Source organism: Spirillospora sp. NPDC047418 (assembly GCF_040643275.1).
GTDB lineage: Bacteria > Actinomycetota > Actinomycetes > Streptosporangiales > Streptosporangiaceae > Spirillospora.
This window is the reverse complement of the sequence record NZ_JBEYTW010000022.1, coordinates 66,453-83,690: the sequence shown is the minus strand read 5'-3', so window position 1 is coordinate 83,690 and position 17,238 is coordinate 66,453. Positions and strand designations below refer to the sequence as shown.

At 71.4% G+C, this 17,238-nt stretch carries 20 protein-coding genes; 8 read left to right on the top strand and 12 right to left on the bottom strand.

The features are described 5' to 3' along the window. Nucleotides 1-13 precede the first annotated feature (13 nt). A complete protein-coding gene (locus ABZ806_RS16685; protein WP_500218170.1) occupies nucleotides 14-1,165 on the bottom strand; it encodes a PP2C family protein-serine/threonine phosphatase in 1,152 nt (383 codons plus the stop codon). A 100-nt stretch (nucleotides 1,166-1,265) separates the two neighbouring features. Between ABZ806_RS16685 and ABZ806_RS16680 the strand changes: the two genes are divergently transcribed. The 3 genes from ABZ806_RS16680 (at nucleotide 1,266) to ABZ806_RS16670 (ending at nucleotide 3,382) form a co-directional block, all read left to right on the top strand. After that, nucleotides 1,266-1,739 (top strand): MarR family winged helix-turn-helix transcriptional regulator, encoded by a 474-nt coding sequence (locus ABZ806_RS16680; protein ID WP_500218169.1) that lies wholly within the window; start codon nucleotides 1,266-1,268, stop codon nucleotides 1,737-1,739. Between the two features lie 143 nt (nucleotides 1,740-1,882). Next, nucleotides 1,883-2,707, top strand: coding sequence for a L,D-transpeptidase (locus tag ABZ806_RS16675; protein ID WP_500218168.1), 825 nt, complete (start codon nucleotides 1,883-1,885; stop codon nucleotides 2,705-2,707). A 30-nt stretch (nucleotides 2,708-2,737) separates the two neighbouring features. Beyond that, nucleotides 2,738-3,382 carry a choice-of-anchor P family protein gene (locus ABZ806_RS16670; RefSeq protein WP_500218167.1) on the top strand — a complete coding sequence of 215 codons (645 nt, stop codon included), beginning with the start codon at nucleotides 2,738-2,740 and terminating at the stop codon, nucleotides 3,380-3,382. A 60-nt stretch (nucleotides 3,383-3,442) separates the two neighbouring features. Here the strand turns inward: ABZ806_RS16670 and ABZ806_RS16665 are convergent, their stop codons facing one another. The 6 genes from ABZ806_RS16665 to ABZ806_RS16640 all read right to left on the bottom strand — a co-directional run bounded on the left by ABZ806_RS16665 (nucleotide 3,443) and on the right by ABZ806_RS16640 (nucleotide 8,883). Next, the gene (locus tag ABZ806_RS16665; RefSeq protein WP_500218166.1) at nucleotides 3,443-3,859 is read right to left on the bottom strand and encodes an ATP-binding protein; all 417 of its coding nucleotides are present in this window, start codon (nucleotides 3,857-3,859) and stop codon (nucleotides 3,443-3,445) included. Nucleotides 3,860-4,013: 154 nt separating this feature from the next. Continuing rightward, nucleotides 4,014-5,033: an SMP-30/gluconolactonase/LRE family protein gene (locus tag ABZ806_RS16660; RefSeq protein WP_500218165.1), complete on the bottom strand. Its 1,020-nt coding sequence runs from the start codon at nucleotides 5,031-5,033 to the stop codon at nucleotides 4,014-4,016. Next, a complete protein-coding gene (locus tag ABZ806_RS16655) occupies nucleotides 5,030-6,184 on the bottom strand; it encodes an acyl-CoA dehydrogenase family protein (RefSeq protein ID WP_500218164.1) in 1,155 nt (384 codons plus the stop codon). Before ABZ806_RS16655 ends, ABZ806_RS16660 begins: the two co-directional genes overlap by 4 nt. Beyond that, the gene (locus ABZ806_RS16650) at nucleotides 6,184-6,825 is read right to left on the bottom strand and encodes a carboxymuconolactone decarboxylase family protein (RefSeq protein WP_500218163.1); all 642 of its coding nucleotides are present in this window, start codon (nucleotides 6,823-6,825) and stop codon (nucleotides 6,184-6,186) included. Before ABZ806_RS16650 ends, ABZ806_RS16655 begins: the two co-directional genes overlap by 1 nt. Further along, on the bottom strand, nucleotides 6,809-7,381 hold the full coding sequence (locus tag ABZ806_RS16645; RefSeq protein WP_500218162.1) for a VOC family protein: 573 nt from the start codon (nucleotides 7,379-7,381) through the stop codon (nucleotides 6,809-6,811). The genes ABZ806_RS16650 and ABZ806_RS16645 overlap by 17 nt, the downstream gene beginning before the upstream one ends. Continuing rightward, nucleotides 7,378-8,883, bottom strand: a complete 1,506-nt coding sequence (locus tag ABZ806_RS16640; protein WP_500218161.1) for an AMP-binding protein — start codon at nucleotides 8,881-8,883, stop codon at nucleotides 7,378-7,380. The genes ABZ806_RS16645 and ABZ806_RS16640 overlap by 4 nt, the downstream gene beginning before the upstream one ends. Before the next feature lie 123 nt (nucleotides 8,884-9,006). On the opposite strand from ABZ806_RS16640, the gene ABZ806_RS16635 reads away from it, so the two are divergent. Genes ABZ806_RS16635 through ABZ806_RS16625 form a run of 3 tightly spaced genes read left to right on the top strand, consistent with a single transcriptional unit; the run spans nucleotide 9,007 to nucleotide 11,342 of the window. After that, on the top strand, nucleotides 9,007-9,621 hold the full coding sequence (locus tag ABZ806_RS16635) for a TetR/AcrR family transcriptional regulator (protein WP_500218160.1): 615 nt from the start codon (nucleotides 9,007-9,009) through the stop codon (nucleotides 9,619-9,621). A 12-nt stretch (nucleotides 9,622-9,633) separates the two neighbouring features. Then, complete coding sequence (locus ABZ806_RS16630) at nucleotides 9,634-10,032, top strand: nuclear transport factor 2 family protein (protein ID WP_500218159.1); 399 nt, start codon at nucleotides 9,634-9,636, stop codon at nucleotides 10,030-10,032. Next, nucleotides 10,029-11,342: a phosphotransferase gene (locus ABZ806_RS16625; RefSeq protein WP_500218158.1), complete on the top strand. Its 1,314-nt coding sequence runs from the start codon at nucleotides 10,029-10,031 to the stop codon at nucleotides 11,340-11,342. Before ABZ806_RS16630 ends, ABZ806_RS16625 begins: the two co-directional genes overlap by 4 nt. A 38-nt stretch (nucleotides 11,343-11,380) precedes the next feature. Here ABZ806_RS16625 and ABZ806_RS16620 read toward each other — a convergent pair whose 3' ends face one another. Beyond that, the gene (locus ABZ806_RS16620; RefSeq protein ID WP_500218157.1) at nucleotides 11,381-11,857 is read right to left on the bottom strand and encodes a GNAT family N-acetyltransferase; all 477 of its coding nucleotides are present in this window, start codon (nucleotides 11,855-11,857) and stop codon (nucleotides 11,381-11,383) included. Nucleotides 11,858-11,935: 78 nt separating this feature from the next. Between ABZ806_RS16620 and ABZ806_RS16615 the strand changes: the two genes are divergently transcribed. Next, nucleotides 11,936-12,337 (top strand): WhiB family transcriptional regulator, encoded by a 402-nt coding sequence (locus ABZ806_RS16615; protein WP_500218156.1) that lies wholly within the window; start codon nucleotides 11,936-11,938, stop codon nucleotides 12,335-12,337. Between the two features lie 17 nt (nucleotides 12,338-12,354). Here ABZ806_RS16615 and ABZ806_RS16610 read toward each other — a convergent pair whose 3' ends face one another. Then, on the bottom strand, nucleotides 12,355-13,284 hold the full coding sequence (locus ABZ806_RS16610; RefSeq protein WP_500218155.1) for an NADPH:quinone oxidoreductase family protein: 930 nt from the start codon (nucleotides 13,282-13,284) through the stop codon (nucleotides 12,355-12,357). Nucleotides 13,285-13,373: 89 nt separating this feature from the next. Here ABZ806_RS16610 and ABZ806_RS16605 point away from each other — a divergent pair, with 89 nt between their 5' ends. Continuing rightward, nucleotides 13,374-13,961 (top strand): rhomboid family intramembrane serine protease, encoded by a 588-nt coding sequence (locus ABZ806_RS16605; RefSeq protein ID WP_500218154.1) that lies wholly within the window; start codon nucleotides 13,374-13,376, stop codon nucleotides 13,959-13,961. Between the two features lie 61 nt (nucleotides 13,962-14,022). Here ABZ806_RS16605 and ABZ806_RS16600 read toward each other — a convergent pair whose 3' ends face one another. The 3 genes from ABZ806_RS16600 to ABZ806_RS16590 all read right to left on the bottom strand — a co-directional run bounded on the left by ABZ806_RS16600 (nucleotide 14,023) and on the right by ABZ806_RS16590 (nucleotide 17,149). Continuing rightward, nucleotides 14,023-14,769 (bottom strand): SDR family oxidoreductase, encoded by a 747-nt coding sequence (locus tag ABZ806_RS16600; protein ID WP_500218153.1) that lies wholly within the window; start codon nucleotides 14,767-14,769, stop codon nucleotides 14,023-14,025. A gap of 51 nt (nucleotides 14,770-14,820) precedes the next feature. Next, the gene (locus ABZ806_RS16595) at nucleotides 14,821-16,278 is read right to left on the bottom strand and encodes a hypothetical protein (RefSeq protein ID WP_500218152.1); all 1,458 of its coding nucleotides are present in this window, start codon (nucleotides 16,276-16,278) and stop codon (nucleotides 14,821-14,823) included. A gap of 85 nt (nucleotides 16,279-16,363) precedes the next feature. Next, entirely contained in the window at nucleotides 16,364-17,149 is a 786-nt protein-coding gene (locus ABZ806_RS16590; RefSeq protein ID WP_500218151.1) for a sporulation protein, read from the bottom strand. Nucleotides 17,150-17,238 lie beyond the last annotated feature (89 nt).

Sequence of the window (17,238 nt, the reverse complement as noted above, 5' to 3'; positions counted from 1 at the left end):
GTCGGCCCACTGGTCAGCCGCGTCCGGTCCAGTCGATGCAGACGATCACGGCGTCGTCGACCGGGCTCGTCCCCTCGTGGTACTCGACGAAATGGCGGGTCATCGTGCGGACGGCCTCCGGCGGGTCCTGCAGCCGGGTCGCGCGCAGCGCCTGGCCCAGCGCGGACCGCCCGTAGGGGACGCCGGACGGGGACTCGGCCGCGTGTACCCCGTCGCTGACGACGACCAGCCGCTCGCCCCGCCCGACCGTGAACTCCTCGGTCGTGTAGCGGGTGTCGCCGAACATCCCGAGCGGCATCTGCGCGTCGAACCCGATCCCGTCGGTGGCGCCGCCGCGCATCCGGTAGACCCGCGGCGAGCCCGCGTCCACCACCCGGACCCGCCCGGTGCCGAGCCCGAACTCCATCAGCAGCGTGGCCACGTGCCGCTCGCCGCGGTGCCGCGCGTACAGCGTCTGGTCGGCGAGCGCGGCCTGCTCGGCGATGCCGGCGCCGGACCGCCGCGCGTTGCGCAGCGCGCTGATCCCGAGGTGGGTGAGCGCGGCGGCGTCCGTGCCCGAGCCCATCCCGTTGCTGACGGTCAGCGTGAGCGTCTCGGCGGACACCGACCAGTCGAAGTTGTCGCCCCACACCGCGTAGGCGGGTTCGAGCTGGCCCGCGAAGCGGAACTCGGCGGCGTCGTAGGCGGGCGCCGGCAGCAGGTCCCACTGCATCTCGGCGGCGAGCGTCAGCCGCGTCCGCCGGCGGAGCCGCCGGTACAGGTCGGTGCCCTGGTCGGCGATCTTCAGGGCGCGGGCGAGGACGGCGGCGAACTCCTCCAGCCAGCCCGGCCCGCCGCCGGGGACGCGCACGGTCAGCACGCCGAGCCGCTCGCCCTTCACGGTCAGCGGCAGGTGGACGGCGTCCTTCTCCGGGACGGTCCGCTGCGCGGCGAACGCGTGGCCCTGGGAGGTGTTGTCGACGGACACGTCGCCGTCCCGCACGCCCCCGGCCGTGCGGACGAGGTGCGCCTGCCGGTAGTCGATGAGGAGGACCTCGGCGGCGGTGGCGCCCGCGTGCCGTTCGAGCAGGCCGGTCACGGACTCGATCAGCTCGTGCGGCGGCGCGGCCCAGAGCGCCTCCTCCAGCGCGCCGGGGCCGTCATCGTCCGCGGGTTCGCCGTGCATCGCCGTCCTCGCCGGGAAAGGCGCCGGAGCGATCCCGGGGCCGGGTGGAACCGCAGGTCCAGGGATGCCGTCGGCGACATGGTGTGTAACAGTGGAGGGCATGGTGGACACGTCGGGTGAGGGAGCCGCGGACTCCGCGGCGGCCCTGGACGACGCGGCCTCCACCCTGATGAACATCTGGTCGCGGGCCCACAATGCACCCGATGTGCCCGTCCCGTCCACGCAGCTGCGCGCGCTGTTCGTGCTGGAGCGCGGCGCCGTCAACATCAGCAACCTGGCGGGCGAGCTGGGCGCGCTGGTGTCCTCGGCGAGCCGGCTGTGCGACCGGCTGGAGGCCGCCGGGCTGCTCACCCGCGACCCCGGCCGGGACCGCCGCGAGGTCACCGTCCGGCTGAGCGAGGACGGCCGGGCGCTGCTCGACCGGCTCCGGGTGCGGCGGCTGGAGGACCTCACCCGCGTGCTGGCGCTGATGCCGGCGTCCGCGCGCGCCGCGCTGCTGTGGGGGCTCACGGAGTTCCACGATGCGGCCTCCAAACCGGACGACGAGGGCGGCTCCCTCTCCATGCTCGCCTGACTCGCCCGCTTTATTCAGATAAATCGCGACGCTCCGCAAAACGCCTACCAAATTGGCGTTCATCATTCTTTGCAATGGCGACTCGCGGCACGTTTTCGCCATTCCCCGTACGAGCGCCTTCACCACTACTAACATCGCGCCTCATGGCGACCACGAATGCCCCGCGGCGATCCCGCCGCGCCGTCACCGCGGCCGGGCTGCTCCCGGCCGTCGCCGCGCTGCTGCTCGGCGGGTGCGGCGGCTCGTCCGCGCACGGCACGGCCTCCACCGCGCAGCACGGCGGTGCCGGACGGACCGCCGCGGAGGCCGGCGCCGCCGAGGTCCCCGAGGCCACCACGTTCAGCACCGTCTCCGGCGCCCCGAAGGACGCCGCGCCGGACGGCGCCACCGACGGCCTGGTCGTGCACCCGACCAGCGCGGCGCCGGTGCTGGACCGTCCGGGCGGCCGCCGCGTCGCCACGCTCCCCACCACCGAACTGGGCGGCCCCACCTGGGTGCCCGTGGTGGAGAGCTCCGGCGAGTGGCGGCGGGTGCTGCTGCCGAGCCGCCCCAACCGGGCGAGCGGCTGGATCTCCGGTACCGGGCTGCGGACCGCGCACACGCCCTACACCGTCCAGGTCGAACTCGGGAAGCGGCGGCTCACGCTGCTCAAGTCGGGGCGGGCCGCCGGCCGGTGGCGGGTCGCGGTCGGCGGCGCGAAGACCCCGACGCCGTCCGGCCGGACGTTCGTCATGGCCTCGATCCTGCCGCCGGACACGAAGCAGAGCCCGATCGTCCTGCCGCTCGGCGCCCACTCGGCGACCCTGGACACCTTCGGCGGCGGTCCCGGCACCGTCGCCCTGCACGGCTGGCCCGACGCCTCCGTGTTCGGCAAGGCCGTCACGCACGGCTGCGTGCGGGTGCCCACGGACGCGCTGAAGGCGCTGTCGCGCGTGCCGCTCGGCTCGCTGGTGTTCATCTCGGCCTGACCCACGATCTCAACGAACTGGAGTACGACCATGCGTCACAGCCATGCCTTCGCACGTCTCGCCGCGGCCGGCCTGCTCGCCGGCGGCCTCGTCGCCACCGCCGCCGGCCCCGCGCTCGCCACCGGGGGCGAGGGCTCCGCGTACGGGCTGACGGTCACCGGGCCGATCGCCGTCCCGCCGGTGCCCGCCGTCTCCTCCACCACCGGCGAGGTCAGCAAGCGCCTGCTGCGGGAGAACCACACCAAGCTGGTCAGGGCGTCCGCGCTGGACGTCAGCGCCTCCGCCGACCGGGCGCGCTCGTCGGTCGCGCGGCTCGCCGTCCCCACCGCGAAGCTGGCCGCCGACGCCGTCTCCGCGAAGTGCGTGAACGGCCGGGGCAGCGCGAGCCTCGCGGACGCCGTCCTCGCGGGGAAGCGGCTCGACTCCACCCCGCCGCCGAACACCACCATCCCGGTAGACGTGGACGGTCTCGGCCGCACCTCGCTCATCCTCAACAAGCAGCAGCGCACCGCCGACGGCCGGCTCGCCGTCACCGCGATGGAGCTGGCGCTGCCCGGCGGCAAGGGCGCGGTCCGGGTCGCCTCCGCCACCTGCGGGAAGGGCGCCCCCGTGCGCACCCCGGCCGAGGCGCCCGCGCCGAGCCCGGTGAAGCACGACCTTCCGGTCACCGGCTGACCGCGTCACCGGCTGACCCGCGTCACCGGCCCGGCGGGCGCCCTTGCCCGCCGGGCCCGGTCAGCCCGCCAGCGACTTTTCGAAATGCACGACCGCGCCGTTCCGGTGCACCCGGTCGGCGATATGAAGTTCTTCCGTGAACGCCCGCATCAACTGGAGCCCCCGGCCGTGCTCGGCGAGCGGCGGCACCTGCAGGGACTCCCACCCGGTGCCCTCCTGCGCCGCGTCGTCGTCCGTGCCCCCGTCGATGACCTCCACGACACATCTCGCCCCGTCCATCCGCGCCCGGACCTCGTACTCCATTCCGGCGGCGGCGTGCTGGATGACGTTCGCGCACGCCTCCCCCAGAGCGAGCGCGATATCGGCACGGACCTCGGAGCCCACCCCGAGGCCGCGGAGAGAGGCGTCGAGCGTGTGCCGCACCAGCGGAGCGCTCTCGGCGTTCCTCGGCAGGGTCATTTCGAGAACGACCTCCATGCCAATCGCCTCCGTTCCCTCTAGCAGCCAGATTTCCCCATCACCACAGCGGGAAACTCCGACCACCCGAAAACCGCGACACCCGCATATTCACTCCGACTCCGGCGACGCCACGCGATTCGTCCCCACCCCCGCGAGCCCGCCGCCCGTCGGGTCAGGTGGCGTGGTTGAGGTGTAGGCCGGGGTGGGGCCAGTCCTCGATTTTCAGGAGGTGGCCGGTGCTGGAGGCGGTCACATAGGCGGTGCGCATGTCCTCGCCGCCCCAGGTGATGTTGGTGATGCCCGGGTCGTTGTCGACGTTGATGTCCACGAAGCGGACCAGGTCGCCCCTCGGGCTGATGATCGAGATGCCCGCGTGGACCATGGACGCGACGCAGACGTTGCCGTGGCCGTCGACGCCCAGGGAGTCGAAGTTGGTGTAGTCCGCGGCGGTGTAGAGGAAGTTGCCGCCGCCCGAGCCGCCGAGCGACTTGCCGCCCTTGATCTCGCCGGGGCCGGTGACGTCCCACCACCAGACGCGGGCCGTGTAGGTCTCGCTGACGTAGAGGCGCTTGCCGTCGGGGGACAGGCCGATGCCGTTCGGGCCCTCCATGCCGGCGGCGATCATCTCGATGGACGAGCCGTCCGCCTTGGCGTAGAAGAGGCGGCCCTTGTCGCCGGTGACACCGTCGCTCTTGCCGTAGTCGGTGAAGTAGATGCCGCCCTGGGCGTCGATGACGAGGTCGTTGGGGCCGCGCAGACCGTCGGAGTAGAGGGTCTCGACCGAGCCGTCCGACAGGTCGACGGCCTGGATGCTGCCGCTCTCGTAGTCGTCGGGGATGCCGCCGGCGAACACGAAGCCGCCGACCTCGAAGCGGTTGAGGCCGCCGGAGTTGGCGATGTAGACGCGTCCGTCCGGGCCGAGCGCCGAGCCGTTGGGGCCGCCGCCCGTCTTCGCGGCGATGGACGTGGTGCCGTCCGGCCTGACGCGGGTGAGGGTGCCGCGGTGCAGTTCGACGACCAGGACGTCCCCGTTGGGCAGGACGGTCGGGCCTTCGGGGAACATCAGGCCGTCGGCCAGCTTGGTGATCTTCAACTTTCTTCCCTTTCGCGGACGCGGGCGGCCTGCGGCGGTGGTGCCGAGTGCGGCGGCCACGCCGAGGCCGCCGAGCAGGGACCTCCGGGTGAGGCTCATTCGAGCTTCCTGAGGATGCGGCGCGCGGTGCTCTGGATGTGGACCTCGTCGGGGCCGTCGTAGATGCGGGCCTCGCGGGCGTGCCGGTACATGCGGGACAGGGGCGTGTCGTCGGTGAGCCCGGCGGCGCCGTGCACCTGGATGGCCCGGTCGATGACGTTGTGCACCATGCGGGCTCCGACGACCTTGATCGCGCCGATCTCGATGCGCGCCTGGCTGCCCGCGTCGATCTGCTCGGCGGCCTGCAGGGTCAGCAGGCGGGACGCCTGGATCTCGGTGTAGGAGTCGAAGACGTGCTGCTGCATCAGCTGCTTGGCGGACAGCGGCTCGCCGAAGGCGACGCGGGTGCCGAGGCGGGCGCACATCAGCTCGAACGCGCGCTGGGCCTGGCCGAGCCAGCGCATGCAGTGGAAGATGCGGCCGGGGCCGAGGCGGTCCTGGGCGATGACGAAGCCGTGCCCGCGCGGGCCGAGCAGGTTGTCGGCGGGGACGCGGACGTTGTCGTAGTCGACCTCGTAGTGGCCGCCGTCGATGCCGAGGACGGGCGTCTCCCGGACGATCCGGTATCCGGGCGTGTCGGTCGGGACGACGATCATGCTGAAGGAGCGGTGCGGGGCCGTCCCCTCGGGTTCGGTGCGGCACATGACCGTGGTGTAGGCGGCGTCGGCGGCACCCGTGGTGAACCACTTGCGGCCGTTGATGACCCAGTGGTCGCCGTCCAGGACGGCTCTGGTCTGGAGCTGGGTCGGGTCGGAGCTGGCGATGCCGGGCTCGGTCATCGCGAAGCTCGGGGAGACCTCGCCGGCGACCATCGGGGCCAGGTAGCGCTCACGCCAGCCGGGGCTCGCGTACTTGTGCAGCATGAGCGAGTCCTGGAGGGTGAACGTGCCCAGGGCGAGCTGGCCCCATTCGCTGCGTCCCTGCACCTCGTTGACGTAGACGTAGTCGAGGAACGGCAGGCCGCCGCCGCCCAGCTCGGTGGGATGGCCGAGCGCCCAGAGGCCCGCCGCCTTCGCCTCCTCGCGGAGTTGCCGGAGCGTGTCCCGGTCGCCGGCGTTGAGCGCGGGCTCGGCCGGTTCGACGCGCTCGGTCATGAAGGCGTGCACGGCGTCCCGGACGTCCCGGACCCGGTCGGGCACGGGGAACAGCATCAGGCCCCTCCGGACAGGTCGGCGGAGATGTCGCGGTCGCCGTAGCCCTCGGGCGCCGCGACCTCGACGATCGGCTCGGGGCGGTCGTCGAATTCCAGGCGCAGGGCGCGGGACATCGTCGCGTGCATGTCGTACATGCAGGTGATGTAGGTGAGTTGCAGGATCTCCTTGTCGGAGAGGTGGTCGTACAGTTTCTCGAAGACCGCGTCGGGCGTCCGGCCGCCGTCCAGGACGAGGCAGTCGGTGTAGGCGAGGACGGCCCGCTCCACCGGCGAGTAGCAGTCGGCGGTCTGCCAGTGCGGAATGGATTCGATCTTCGCCTCGTCCATTCCGAGGGCCCGCATCTGCTTGCAGTGCTGGGAGAACACGAACTGGCTGCCGCGCGCCCAGCCGGCCCGGCACTGGCCCAGTTCCCGCAGGACGGGGTCGAGGTCGGCGTTCCGGTAGAGCGCGAAGCCCTTGACCGCGTGCCGGAAGACATCGGGGGACTGGGCGAAGACCGTCCACCAGTCGCCGGGCGAGCCGGTCGCGGTGCCGTGGTCGACGGCAGGGTCGCGGTCGGGCCCGAAAAGGCGGTCGTAGAAGAAGAGGATGCGCTCGTCGGTGACTTCGGCGCGGGGTACCTCACGCAGTCGCGGCATGGTGCTCCTTCGGGGCGGTGCGGTCGGCGTTGGTCTTGGGCTCGTGGGAGACGTCGGATGCGTCGAACGTGCGGGTCCAGCAGGCGAATTCGAGGAGGATCCCGTCCGGGTCCTGGAAGTAGAAGGAGCGGACGAACACCCCGTCGTGCAGTTCGAGGGCGACGGTGGACGGGCTGTCGTCGTGGTTCAGGATGGGGCTGACCGTGACGCCCTTCTCCTTGAGCCGCTTGCGGTACTCCTCGAACTTCTCCGGCGGGACGTGGAACGCGACATGGTTCATCGACCCGACCGCGCTGACGAGTTCGCCTTCCTCCGGGCGTCCGGCCGGAGCGGAGATCCCGGGGACGCCGTCCGGCGAGTTCGGGAACCAGAAGAACGCCACGCAGTCTCCGCCGCCGCAGTCGAAGAAGAAGTGCTGGCCCATGTCGCCGGGCAGGTCCAGCGTCTTGATGAGCGGCATCCCGAGGACGCCGGAGTAGAAGTCGATGGTGCGCTTCATGTCCGACGACACGAGCGCCAGGTGGTTGATTCCGCCCAGTTCGAACTCGGTGTTCATGAGACCTCCTTGAATCGGGATCGCAGGTCGCGTTTCAGGACCTTGCCGGCGACATTGCGGGGGAGCTCGCCGACGAACTCGATGCGGCGCGGGACCTTGTAGCCGCCGAGGTGCTCGCGGGCGAACGCGATGACGTCCTCCGCCGCGATCTCCTCGCGCGCCACGACCGCCGCGCAGACGGACTCGCCCCAGCGCGGGTCGGGGACGCCGAACACGGCGGCGTCCGCGATCGCCGGATGCCGGTACAGCACCTGCTCGACCTCGCGGGACGCCACGTTCTCCCCGCCCGTGATGATCATGTCCTTGATGCGGTCGACGATGTAGACCATGCCCTCGGCGTCCCGCCGGACGACGTCGCCGGTGCGGAACCAGCCGTCCCGGAACGCGGCCGCCGTCAGCTCCGGCTCGCGCCAGTACCCGCGCATCACCTGGTCGCAGCGGACGACCATCTCGCCGGGCTCGCCGTCCGGGACGTCGCGGAAGTCCTCGTCCACGATCCGGACGTCGGCGAGGTCCATGACGCGGCCGGCGGCGGCGAGCAGGTGCGTCTCGCCGGCGGCGGCGCGGCGGTGCTCGCCGGTCCCGAAGTGCAGGATGTTGCCGCCCAGCTCGCTCATGCCCATGCCCTGGTAGAAGTCGCAGCCGAGGACGTCCATCCCCCGGCGCAGCACCTCGGCCGGGATCGCGGACGCGCCGTACCCGATCGCCTCCAGCGTGCCGAGGTCGTGGTCCTCGATACCCGGATGCGACAGCAGGAACGCGATCATCGTCGGCGCGAGCCCGGTCTGCGTGATCCTCCAGTCGGCGACGAGCCGCAGGAACGTGTCGTTGTCGTAGGACCCGACGATCCCGACCGTGGCCGCGCGCATGTGGAACACGACGGCCGTGTAGCCGCCGACATGGCACAGCGGGAAGCAGAACAGGAACCGCGTCGCGTCCGGAATGCCCCAGTGCGCGACCGAGCTGATCACGCCGGTGACCAGGTTGCGGTGGCTGAGCATGACGCCCTTGGGCCTGCCGGTCGTCCCGCTGGTGTAGACGAGCCAGGCGACGGAGTCCTCGTCGGGGCGCGGCGGCTCGGTGGCGGGCGCCTTCGCGACCAGGTCGACGTAGTCGTCGTCCAGGTTCAGGACGACCTTCACGGACGGCATCGCGTCGCGGAGCGCGGCCATGGCCTCGACGTACTCGCTGCTCACGATGAGCACCGACGCCTGCGCGTGGTCGACGAGCCCCGCGATCTCGGACGCGTGGAGCCGGTGGTTGAGGAAGGTCAGCGCCATCCCGGCGGCCGGGACGCCGTAGTACAGGTCGAAGTACTCGGGCCGGTTCCCGGACAGGACGGCCACCCGGTCGCCCGGCTCGGCGATCGCCAGCAGCGCGTTCGCCGTCCGCCGGACGTTGTCCCTGAGCTGCGCGTACGTGATCTCGCGGTCCTCGAACAGGACCGCCGCGCGCTCCGGATGCTTGCGCGCCGCGTACTCGACGACGTCGTTGATCAGCATGAACGCCTCGCCATGCGGCCTCCCGGGAGTTGACTTGACAGTCATATCAAGTTGCTCGATGCTCGGATACTGTTCCAGCTGACATCGGGTTGTCAACACCCCGAGGCGAAGGGAACCACGCAGATGCGGGACGATCCCGGCGGCCAGCCGCTCACCGAACGCGGCGCCCGGACCAGGGAGCGTCTGCTCACGGCCGCCCGCGAGGTGTTCGAGGAGCGCGGCTTCCCCGAGACCCGCGTCGCCCACATCACCCGGCACGCCGGCGTGGCCTACGGGTCCTTCTACACCTACTTCCCGTCCAAGGAAGCGGTGTTCCTGGAGGTCGCCGACCGGCTGTTCGGGGACATGACGGGCCACAACCTCGTCCCGCTGGCCGGCCCGACCCCGGCCGCGCGCATCCGCCGCGCCAACCGCGCCTACTACGAGGGCTACCGGCGCAACGCGCGGATGATGGCGATCGTCGAGCAGGTCGCCACGTTCAACGAGGAGTTCCAGGAGCTGCGGCGCAAGCACCGCGCCGCGTCCGTCGCCCGCTCGGCGAAGGCGATCGGGCGCTGGCAGCGCGAGGGGCTCGTCCCCGCCGACCTCGACCCCGAGATGACGGCCCGCGCGCTCGCCGCGATGGTCGACCACTCCCTGTACCTGTGGCTCGTTCAGGGCGATGATCCACAGGGCACCGAGCGCCTGCTCGACACCCTCGACGCGCTCACCGTGCGCGCCCTCGGCCTGCCGTCCTGACGAAGGAGACCCGTGGAGATCGCCGACCGCTTCATCACCGCCATCACCTCCGGAGACGTCGACGCCCTCCGCGCGATCTACGCGCCGGACGCGCGGATCTGGCACAACGGGGGCCCGGGAGGAGGCTCCGAGCAGGCCGTGGACGACAACCTCCGCACGCTCCGCTGGCTGTCGCGCAACCTGCGCGACTTCCGCTACGAGGAGATCCGCCGCGACCCGCTCCCGGACGGCTACGTCCAGCGGCACGTCCTGCGCGGCAGCCTCCCCGACGGCACACCGGTCGAGATGGCCGCGTGCCTGTTCGCCACCGTCTGCGATGACCGGATCGTCCGCATCGAGGAGTACGCCGACACCCGGGGCAGCGACCCGCTCCGCGACCTCGCCGCCGCCCAGCGCGCGGCCCGCGCGTGACCGCCGTGGAGGCCGCCCTCGCGGCCCGGCTGGGCGCGAAGATCACCGGCCTGCGCCGCCTGTCCGGCGGCGCCAGCCGCGAGACCTGGTCGTTCGACGCCGACGACCGCGCCCTGATCCTGCGCCGCGACCCGCCCGGCTTCCCCGACCCCACCGCGATGGGCCGCGAGGCGGCCCTCCTCGCCTCGGCCGCCGCGGCCGGCGTCCCCGTCCCCGCCCTCGCCGACCACGGCGACGACCTGGCCGGCGCCCCCTTCCTGATCATGGAGCGCCTCCCCGGCGAGACGATCCCCCGCCGCCTCCTCCGCGATGACCGCTTCGCGGACGTCCGCCCGCGACTGGCCCGTGACCTCGGCGCGATCCTGGCCCGCCTGCACACGATGGCCCCCGTCCCGGACCTCCCCGACCTCGACCCCCTGGACGCCCTCACCGAGCACTACGCGAACTTCGAGCCGCGCCCCGCCGTCGAACTGGCGCTCCGCTGGCTGGACGACAACCGCCCACCTGCCTCCGCCCGCCGGACGGTCGTCCACGGCGACTTCCGCAACGGCAACCTGATGATCGACGAAACGGGCGTGCGCGGCGTCCTCGACTGGGAGCTGACCCATCTGGGCGACCCGGCCGAAGACCTGGGCTGGCTCTGCACCAAAGCCTGGCGCTTCAACTCCCCGCACCCCGTGGGAGGCTTCGGCTCACGCGAAGACCTCCTGGAGGGCTACGCCTCCGCCGGCGGTACCCCGCCCACCCTGGACGAACTCCACTGGTGGGAGGTCTACGGCACCCTCCGCTGGACGATCCTGTGCCGCCACCAGGCCGAGCGCTATCTGAACGGTTCGGACACGTCCATCGAGTACGCCGTCCTGGGCCGCAGGGTCTGCGAGCAAGAACACGACCTGCTCCTAGCCCTCGGCCTGACCGAACCCACCACCGTCCAAGACCCGCTGGAGACGGCCCAGCCGACCGACACACCCCCACACGACCGCCCCAACGCGCAAGCCCTCATGGACGCGGTAGGCGCCTTCCTCCTCCAGGCAGACCAACCGGACGACCGCCTACGCTTCCACGCCCGAGTAGCCGCCGCGGCCCTGGCGATAGCCCGCAGAGAACTCCTCCTAGGCGACACTCACAAGCGGGCCCACGAGAAGCGCCTCCGCAACCTGAACTGCGAGACCGACACAGACCTGGCCAAGGCCATCCGCGAAGGCACCCTAGACGCCCGCATGGACGAGGTGACCGAAGCAGTAAGAGCCTCCATCATCGACAAACTCACAGTCGCCAACCCCCGCCACCTCTCCACCCCCACCACCTGACCACCCCCACCCGCGCCGGTGGTCGGGAGGCGGGGGCGCTACTGGTCGGTGAGGTGGTACTTCATGCCCATGTGGGAGGGGCGGAAGCCGATCTTCTGGTAGAAGCGGATCGCGTCGGGGCGCTGGCGGTCGGTGGTGAGTTGCACCACCCGGCAGCCGCGGGCGCGGGCCTGGTCGATGGCCCAGGTGATCATCAGCTGGCCCACGCCGCGGCCGCGCTGCTCGGCGGCGATGCGGACGCCCTCGATCTGGGCGCGCTCGCCGCCGGTGTAGGTGAGGCCGGGGATGTAGGTGAGCTGGAGGGTGCCGGCGAGCTCGCCCGCGGACTCCGCGACGATCACGGCGTTGTTGGGGTCCTTCTCGATCGCGGCGAAGGCGGTGAAGTAGGCCTCCGGGATCTCTTCCCCGGGTGTTTCGCGGGTCGATCCGAGGGGATCGTCGGCGAGGAGCCGGACGATCTGCGGAAGATCGGCCACCGTTGCCTCGCGGAAGGTCACTTCTTGATCACGCTGCACACCTCACAGGTTATCCGGACGCTAAGTTGCAACGTTCACGTATGTCTTGTAGTACTACGGGTTGTAGTACTACGTTGAGTGGAGACCACCCCCGCCGAGGAGAACCGCACGGTGGTCTCGTCGCGGCGCAGGGAGAAGCCAATGCACGTCAACGAGAACAACGAGAACGAAGAGCACTGGACCGACCACGCCATCTGCCGTGGGGCCGACCCGGACCTCTTCTTCCCGATCGGCTACTCGGCGGAGCTGCTGCAGGAGCAGCAGGACGCCGCCAAGGCCATCTGCGCGAACTGCCCCGTGATCGCCGAGTGCCTCACGTGGGCGCTGAAGGTCGGTGAGCCCGACGGCATCTGGGGCGGGACGACCCCGGAGGAGCGCCGCTACCTCCGCCGGACGGCCGACGCCCCCGCCCGCAAGCCGCTGCCGGTCATCGTGGTGCGCGGCGACGCGTCCGAGTCGGAACACGCCTCGGCCGCCTAGGGGAGCGCTCGGGGGCCCTAGGGGAGTAGGGCCACCTTGCCCACGACGCGGCGGTTCAGCAGGTCGTCCAGGACCTCGGCCGCCGAGGCGAGCGGCGCCGTGCGGGGCGGCACCGGAGTGAGGCCGCCCTTGGCGACCATGGCGAGGAGTTCGTCCAGGAGGGCGCGCTGGTCGAGCGGGTTGCGCATCGACCAGGCGCCCCAGTCGACCCCCACGATGGTGCGGTTGCGCAGCAGGACCTGGTTCAGCGGGAGGGACGGGATGTCCCCGGACGCGAACCCGATCACGACGTAGCGGCCCCGCTCGCGCAGTGCGCGCAGGGCGGGGTCGGCCAGTGCCCCTCCGACCGGGTCGTAGACGAGGTCGACGCCGCCGTCCGACCAGGCACGGGCCGCCGATTTGATGTCCTCGGTGGTGGGCACCGTCTCGTCGGCGCCTGCGTTGCGGGCGGCTTCCTGTTTGGACGATGTCGACGCCGCGGCCAGGACGCGGGCGCCCATCGCCTTCGCGATCTGGACCGCCGCCAGGCCCACGCCGCCGCCGGCGCCCAGGATCAGCACGGTTTCGCCCGGTTGCAGGTTCGCGCGGTCGCGCAGGGCGAACAGGGCCGTGCAATAGCTCTGGGTGAACGTCGCGGCGCGCGGGAAGTCCAGTTCGTCCGGGATCGGGACGGCGGAGGCCGCGGGAACCGCCACGTGCGTCGCGAAGCCGCCCAGGCCGCACATCGCCAGGACGCGTTCCCCGGACGGCAGCGTCCCCGCGACCTCGCTGCCCGGGACGAACGGGAGCGGCGGCTTGATCTGGTACCGGCCCTGGACGAAGAGGGCGTCCACGTAGTTGACCCCGGCCGCCTCCACGGTGATGAGCACCTGGCCGGGACCGGCGGCCGGAGTCTCGGTGCCGGTGACGACGACCGAGCCGAGTTCTTCACAGATCGCTGCGCGCATCCGTCCACTATGCCGGAAAGGCCCGGTGGCACCTTCCGGACGGTCCGCTCGTTGACGAGTCAAGGACCTTCGGACTTACGGTGGAGGACATGAGCTATACCCCCGACCGGCAGCGGTCCGACGAGCTGGCGAAGCACGGTGTCCGTGCGCTGTCCTCGCTGATCCTGATCGGTTCGATCACCGCGGTGATGTGGGTCCTGGAGGCGTTCGACTACACGACCAACGGGTGGCTCGACCGGTTCGGGATCCAGCCGCGCGACGTGAACGACCTGCCGGACATCTTCACCGCCCCGTTCATGCACGCCGGTTTCGGCCACCTCATGGCCAACACGCTGCCGTTCCTCATCCTCGGGTTCATCGCGGCGGCGCGCGGCATCGCCAAGTTCCTCGTCGCCAGCCTGATCATCATCGTGGTCGGCGGGCTCGGGGTGTGGTTCCTCAGCTCGGCGAACACGCTCGGGTCCAGCATCCTGATCTTCGGGTTCTTCGGCTACCTGGTCGGGCGGGGCATCTTCGAGCGGCGGCTGCCCGACATCGGCATCGCGGTCGCCGTCGTCGCCGTCTACGGGACGATGATCTTCGGCATCATCCCGGGTGATCCCGGCATCTCCTGGCAGGGGCACCTGTTCGGGCTGCTCGGCGGCGTCCTCGCCTCCTGGTTCCTGCGCCGGCGCTGAACCGCGACCGCCCCGGGGCGCACGTGCCCCGGGACGATGCGGGTACTCCCGGCCCCATGGGCTAGTTCGGGCGGACGGTGACGTCGGAGACGACCGCGTCGCGCGGGGTCTCCAGGGCCGCCACCAGGACGCGGGCGACCGTCGCGGGCGCGGCGAAGTCGTCCTCGGCGTAGGAGTTGCCCTCCTGGGCGCGGACCCTGCGCTGCATCTCCGTGGCCGTCCGGCCCGGGTAGACGGTCGTGACGCGCAGGGACGCCTCCTCGGCGCGCAGCGAGTCGGCCAGCGCGCGCAGCCCGAACTTGCTCGCCGCGTACGCCGACCATTCGGGGTTCGCGCGCAGACCGGCCGTGGAGTTCACGAAGACGACGTGGCCTTCGGCGGCGCGCAGCGCGGGCAGCAGCAGCCGCGTCATCTCCGCCGCCGAGACGAGGTTGACCGACAGGTGCTCCATCCACTCGTCGGCCTCCAGTTCGGCGACCGGCGACAGGTGCACCATGCCGGCGGCGTGGATCACGCCGTCCAGCCGCTCGGGCAGCCCGGCCGCCGCGAGGGACGCCTCGATGCGGCGCGGCTCCGTCAGGTCGAGCGGGATCGTCGTGACGGACGCGTTCCGCGACGGCGACCTCACCGCGCCCGGGTCGATGACCTGGGTCGCGGCGTGCGCGCCGGTCGCCAGCTCCTTCGCCAGCCGTTCGAGGCGTTCGGCGGAGCGGCCGGTGAGGACCAGGTCGTGCCCGCGCTCGCGCAGTAGTTCGGCGACCGCCGTGCCGATGCCGCCCGTCGCCCCCGTGATCAGATACGTGCCCATGAAGTCCCATTCTGGTCGATCCCTACCCGGGTGGACGCCCGGGGCGGTGCGTTAGTTCGGTCGCAGTACGCGCGTCACCCCGGCGATCAGCGCCGTGGCCAGCACCCAGCCCGTCGTGACGAGCGTGTAGGCGACCCATCGCGACCAGTTCACCGCGTCGTACGACAGCTGCTGCCCGAACGTGTCCAGCGGGATCAGCAGGTCGAGCGTGTAGATCAGCGAGTGGAACGCGGGCAGCTCGTCGCCCGGCTTGACCGGACGGGGGTGCTCGATCGAGAACACCGTCGTTCCGAGCGCCAGCAGCGCCGCGAACCACGCGAACGCGAGCCACGGCCGGTAGCCGAACCCGACCGTCCAGTCCAGGAGGTGGTTCCACGCCTTGCCGACCGGGTTCAGCCGCCGGCGGCGGGCCCGCAACTTGGCGAGCTGCACCTTCCGTGCGACGTCGTCGGAGCCGATGCTGTGGTACCAGGCGGCGAGCTGCTCGTACGGCTGGAGATGGAACTCCTTGTCCCGCGACACCCAGCTGAGCCGGTCCTTGAACTCGGCGCCGCGCAGCGTCTGGTACGTCATGCCGTTGAGGTACAGCTCGTCCGGCCACACCGACGGATGGTCCATGAGCAGGTCGATCCGGGAGTACGACAGCGACACCCGGCCCTTGATCTTCCCCTCCGGCCACAGCAGCACCTCGTCGGCCTGGATGTGGCTGGCGTGCAGCGCCATCCGCGCCGGGTCGGTCGAGTCGAGCCGCGCCTTGCTGAACGACAGGATCCCGTTGAAGCGGGCGCTGCGCAGCCGGACGGTGCCGAGGGCGGTGAACCCGTTGCTCAGCTCGGCGGCGTCCTCGACCACCATGTTCTGCCCGTCCAGGGCGATCCGGCCGGGGTTGGCGAGGACGGTCCGCTCCATGAACAGGCCGCCGTTCATCCGCGCGCCGACGAGCCGGACACCGCCGGTGATCTCGGCGTCCCGGATGAACGCGCCGACGTCCACGACGAGCCCGCCGCTGAAGACCGCCCACTGGCCGGGATCGGACACCGTGATGCGCGTGCCGTTCATCCGGAGGCCGCCGCTGAGCTGCGCCCGCGGCAGCCGCACCGAGCCCTCGATCCGCGACCCGGACAGGCTGAGGTAGCCGTCCGCGCGGAGCCCGCCGCCGTCGAAGCCCGGCATCCGGCAGCCGGACAGCCGCAGCTGCCTGGTCTCGGCGTTGGAGAAGTCCGGCTCCGCGACGAGGCGGCAGTGCTCCAGCCGCAGCTCGTGCTCGACGGTGCCGCCGGTGACGTCCAGCTGCCCGGTGACGTACGCGCCGCGCAGCCGGACGGCCGCGACCGCGCCCGCCCGGGTCTCGCAGGCGCCGAGGAGCAGTCTGGTGATGATCTCGGCGCGGACGATCCGGTCGGGGTCGGGTCCGGCGGGGAGGTCGTCGCCGAGGACGACGGTCGCGCCGGTGGGGAACGCGGCCCAGAGGCGCCGTTCCGCGTCGGTCAGTCCGGGGGGCTGGGGCACGGAACCTCTTTCTACACGGGAAACCCTTCTTACGCGGCGATCCCCTCCACGATCAACATCGCGGAGGGGATCGTGGGGTGAACGCCTAGAAGAAGCCCCGGCGGCGGCCGGCGTCCTGCAGGAAGCCGTCGAGCTGACGCTCCCAGTCGGTGTGCTCGACGGACGCGTAGTCGACCGTGAACCGGCTGAACGCGTCGTGCCCCTCGGTGAAGACCCCGCCGCGCTTGTCCAGCTCCAGCACGACCTCCATCGACTGCGGGTACGACACGAACGTCACTTCGAGCTGCTTGACGCCGCGCGCGTACTGGCTCGGCGGATAGAACTCGATCTCCTGGTAGAACGGCAGCTCCTGGTGGACGCCCCAGATGCGTCCCTTCTCGCAGTCGGCGTTGCGGAACTGGAAGCCGAGGTTGGAGAAGGCGGCGAGGATGCGCTCCTGCGCGGGCAGCGGGTGGACGGCGATCGGGTCGAGGTCGCCCGGGTCGAGCGCCCCCGCGACCTCCAGTTCGGTCGCGATGCCGACGGTCGTGCCGTGCAGGGGGTGCCCGTACATGTGGGTGAGCGGCGCCTCCCACGGGATGGCGAACTGGAACGGGATGCTGTGCCGCATGCCCTCCTGCAGGCTGAACCCGCCCGCGACGGGCATCTTCGCGTATTCCAGGTTGGAGTGGTACTCGTTGTCGCCGGACTCGACCTCGACCTTGGTGCGGAGGGCGAGGTTCACCGACTTGATGTCGGAGTTGTACTGGCCGCCGATGACGGTGACCTCACCGGTGACGACGCCGCCGGGCGTCGTGTTCGGGTCGTGCAGGATCGTTTCGATGGACGGGCCGCCGATGCCCATCGCCTGCCGCAGCTTCTTGAAGACCAAGGTTCGGTCCCTCCCGTGTACGAGCACTCCCCGCGCTCTTCTCGTCCCATAGACGCTGTTACGGGAGATTACGTTCCGGGAAACTGCTT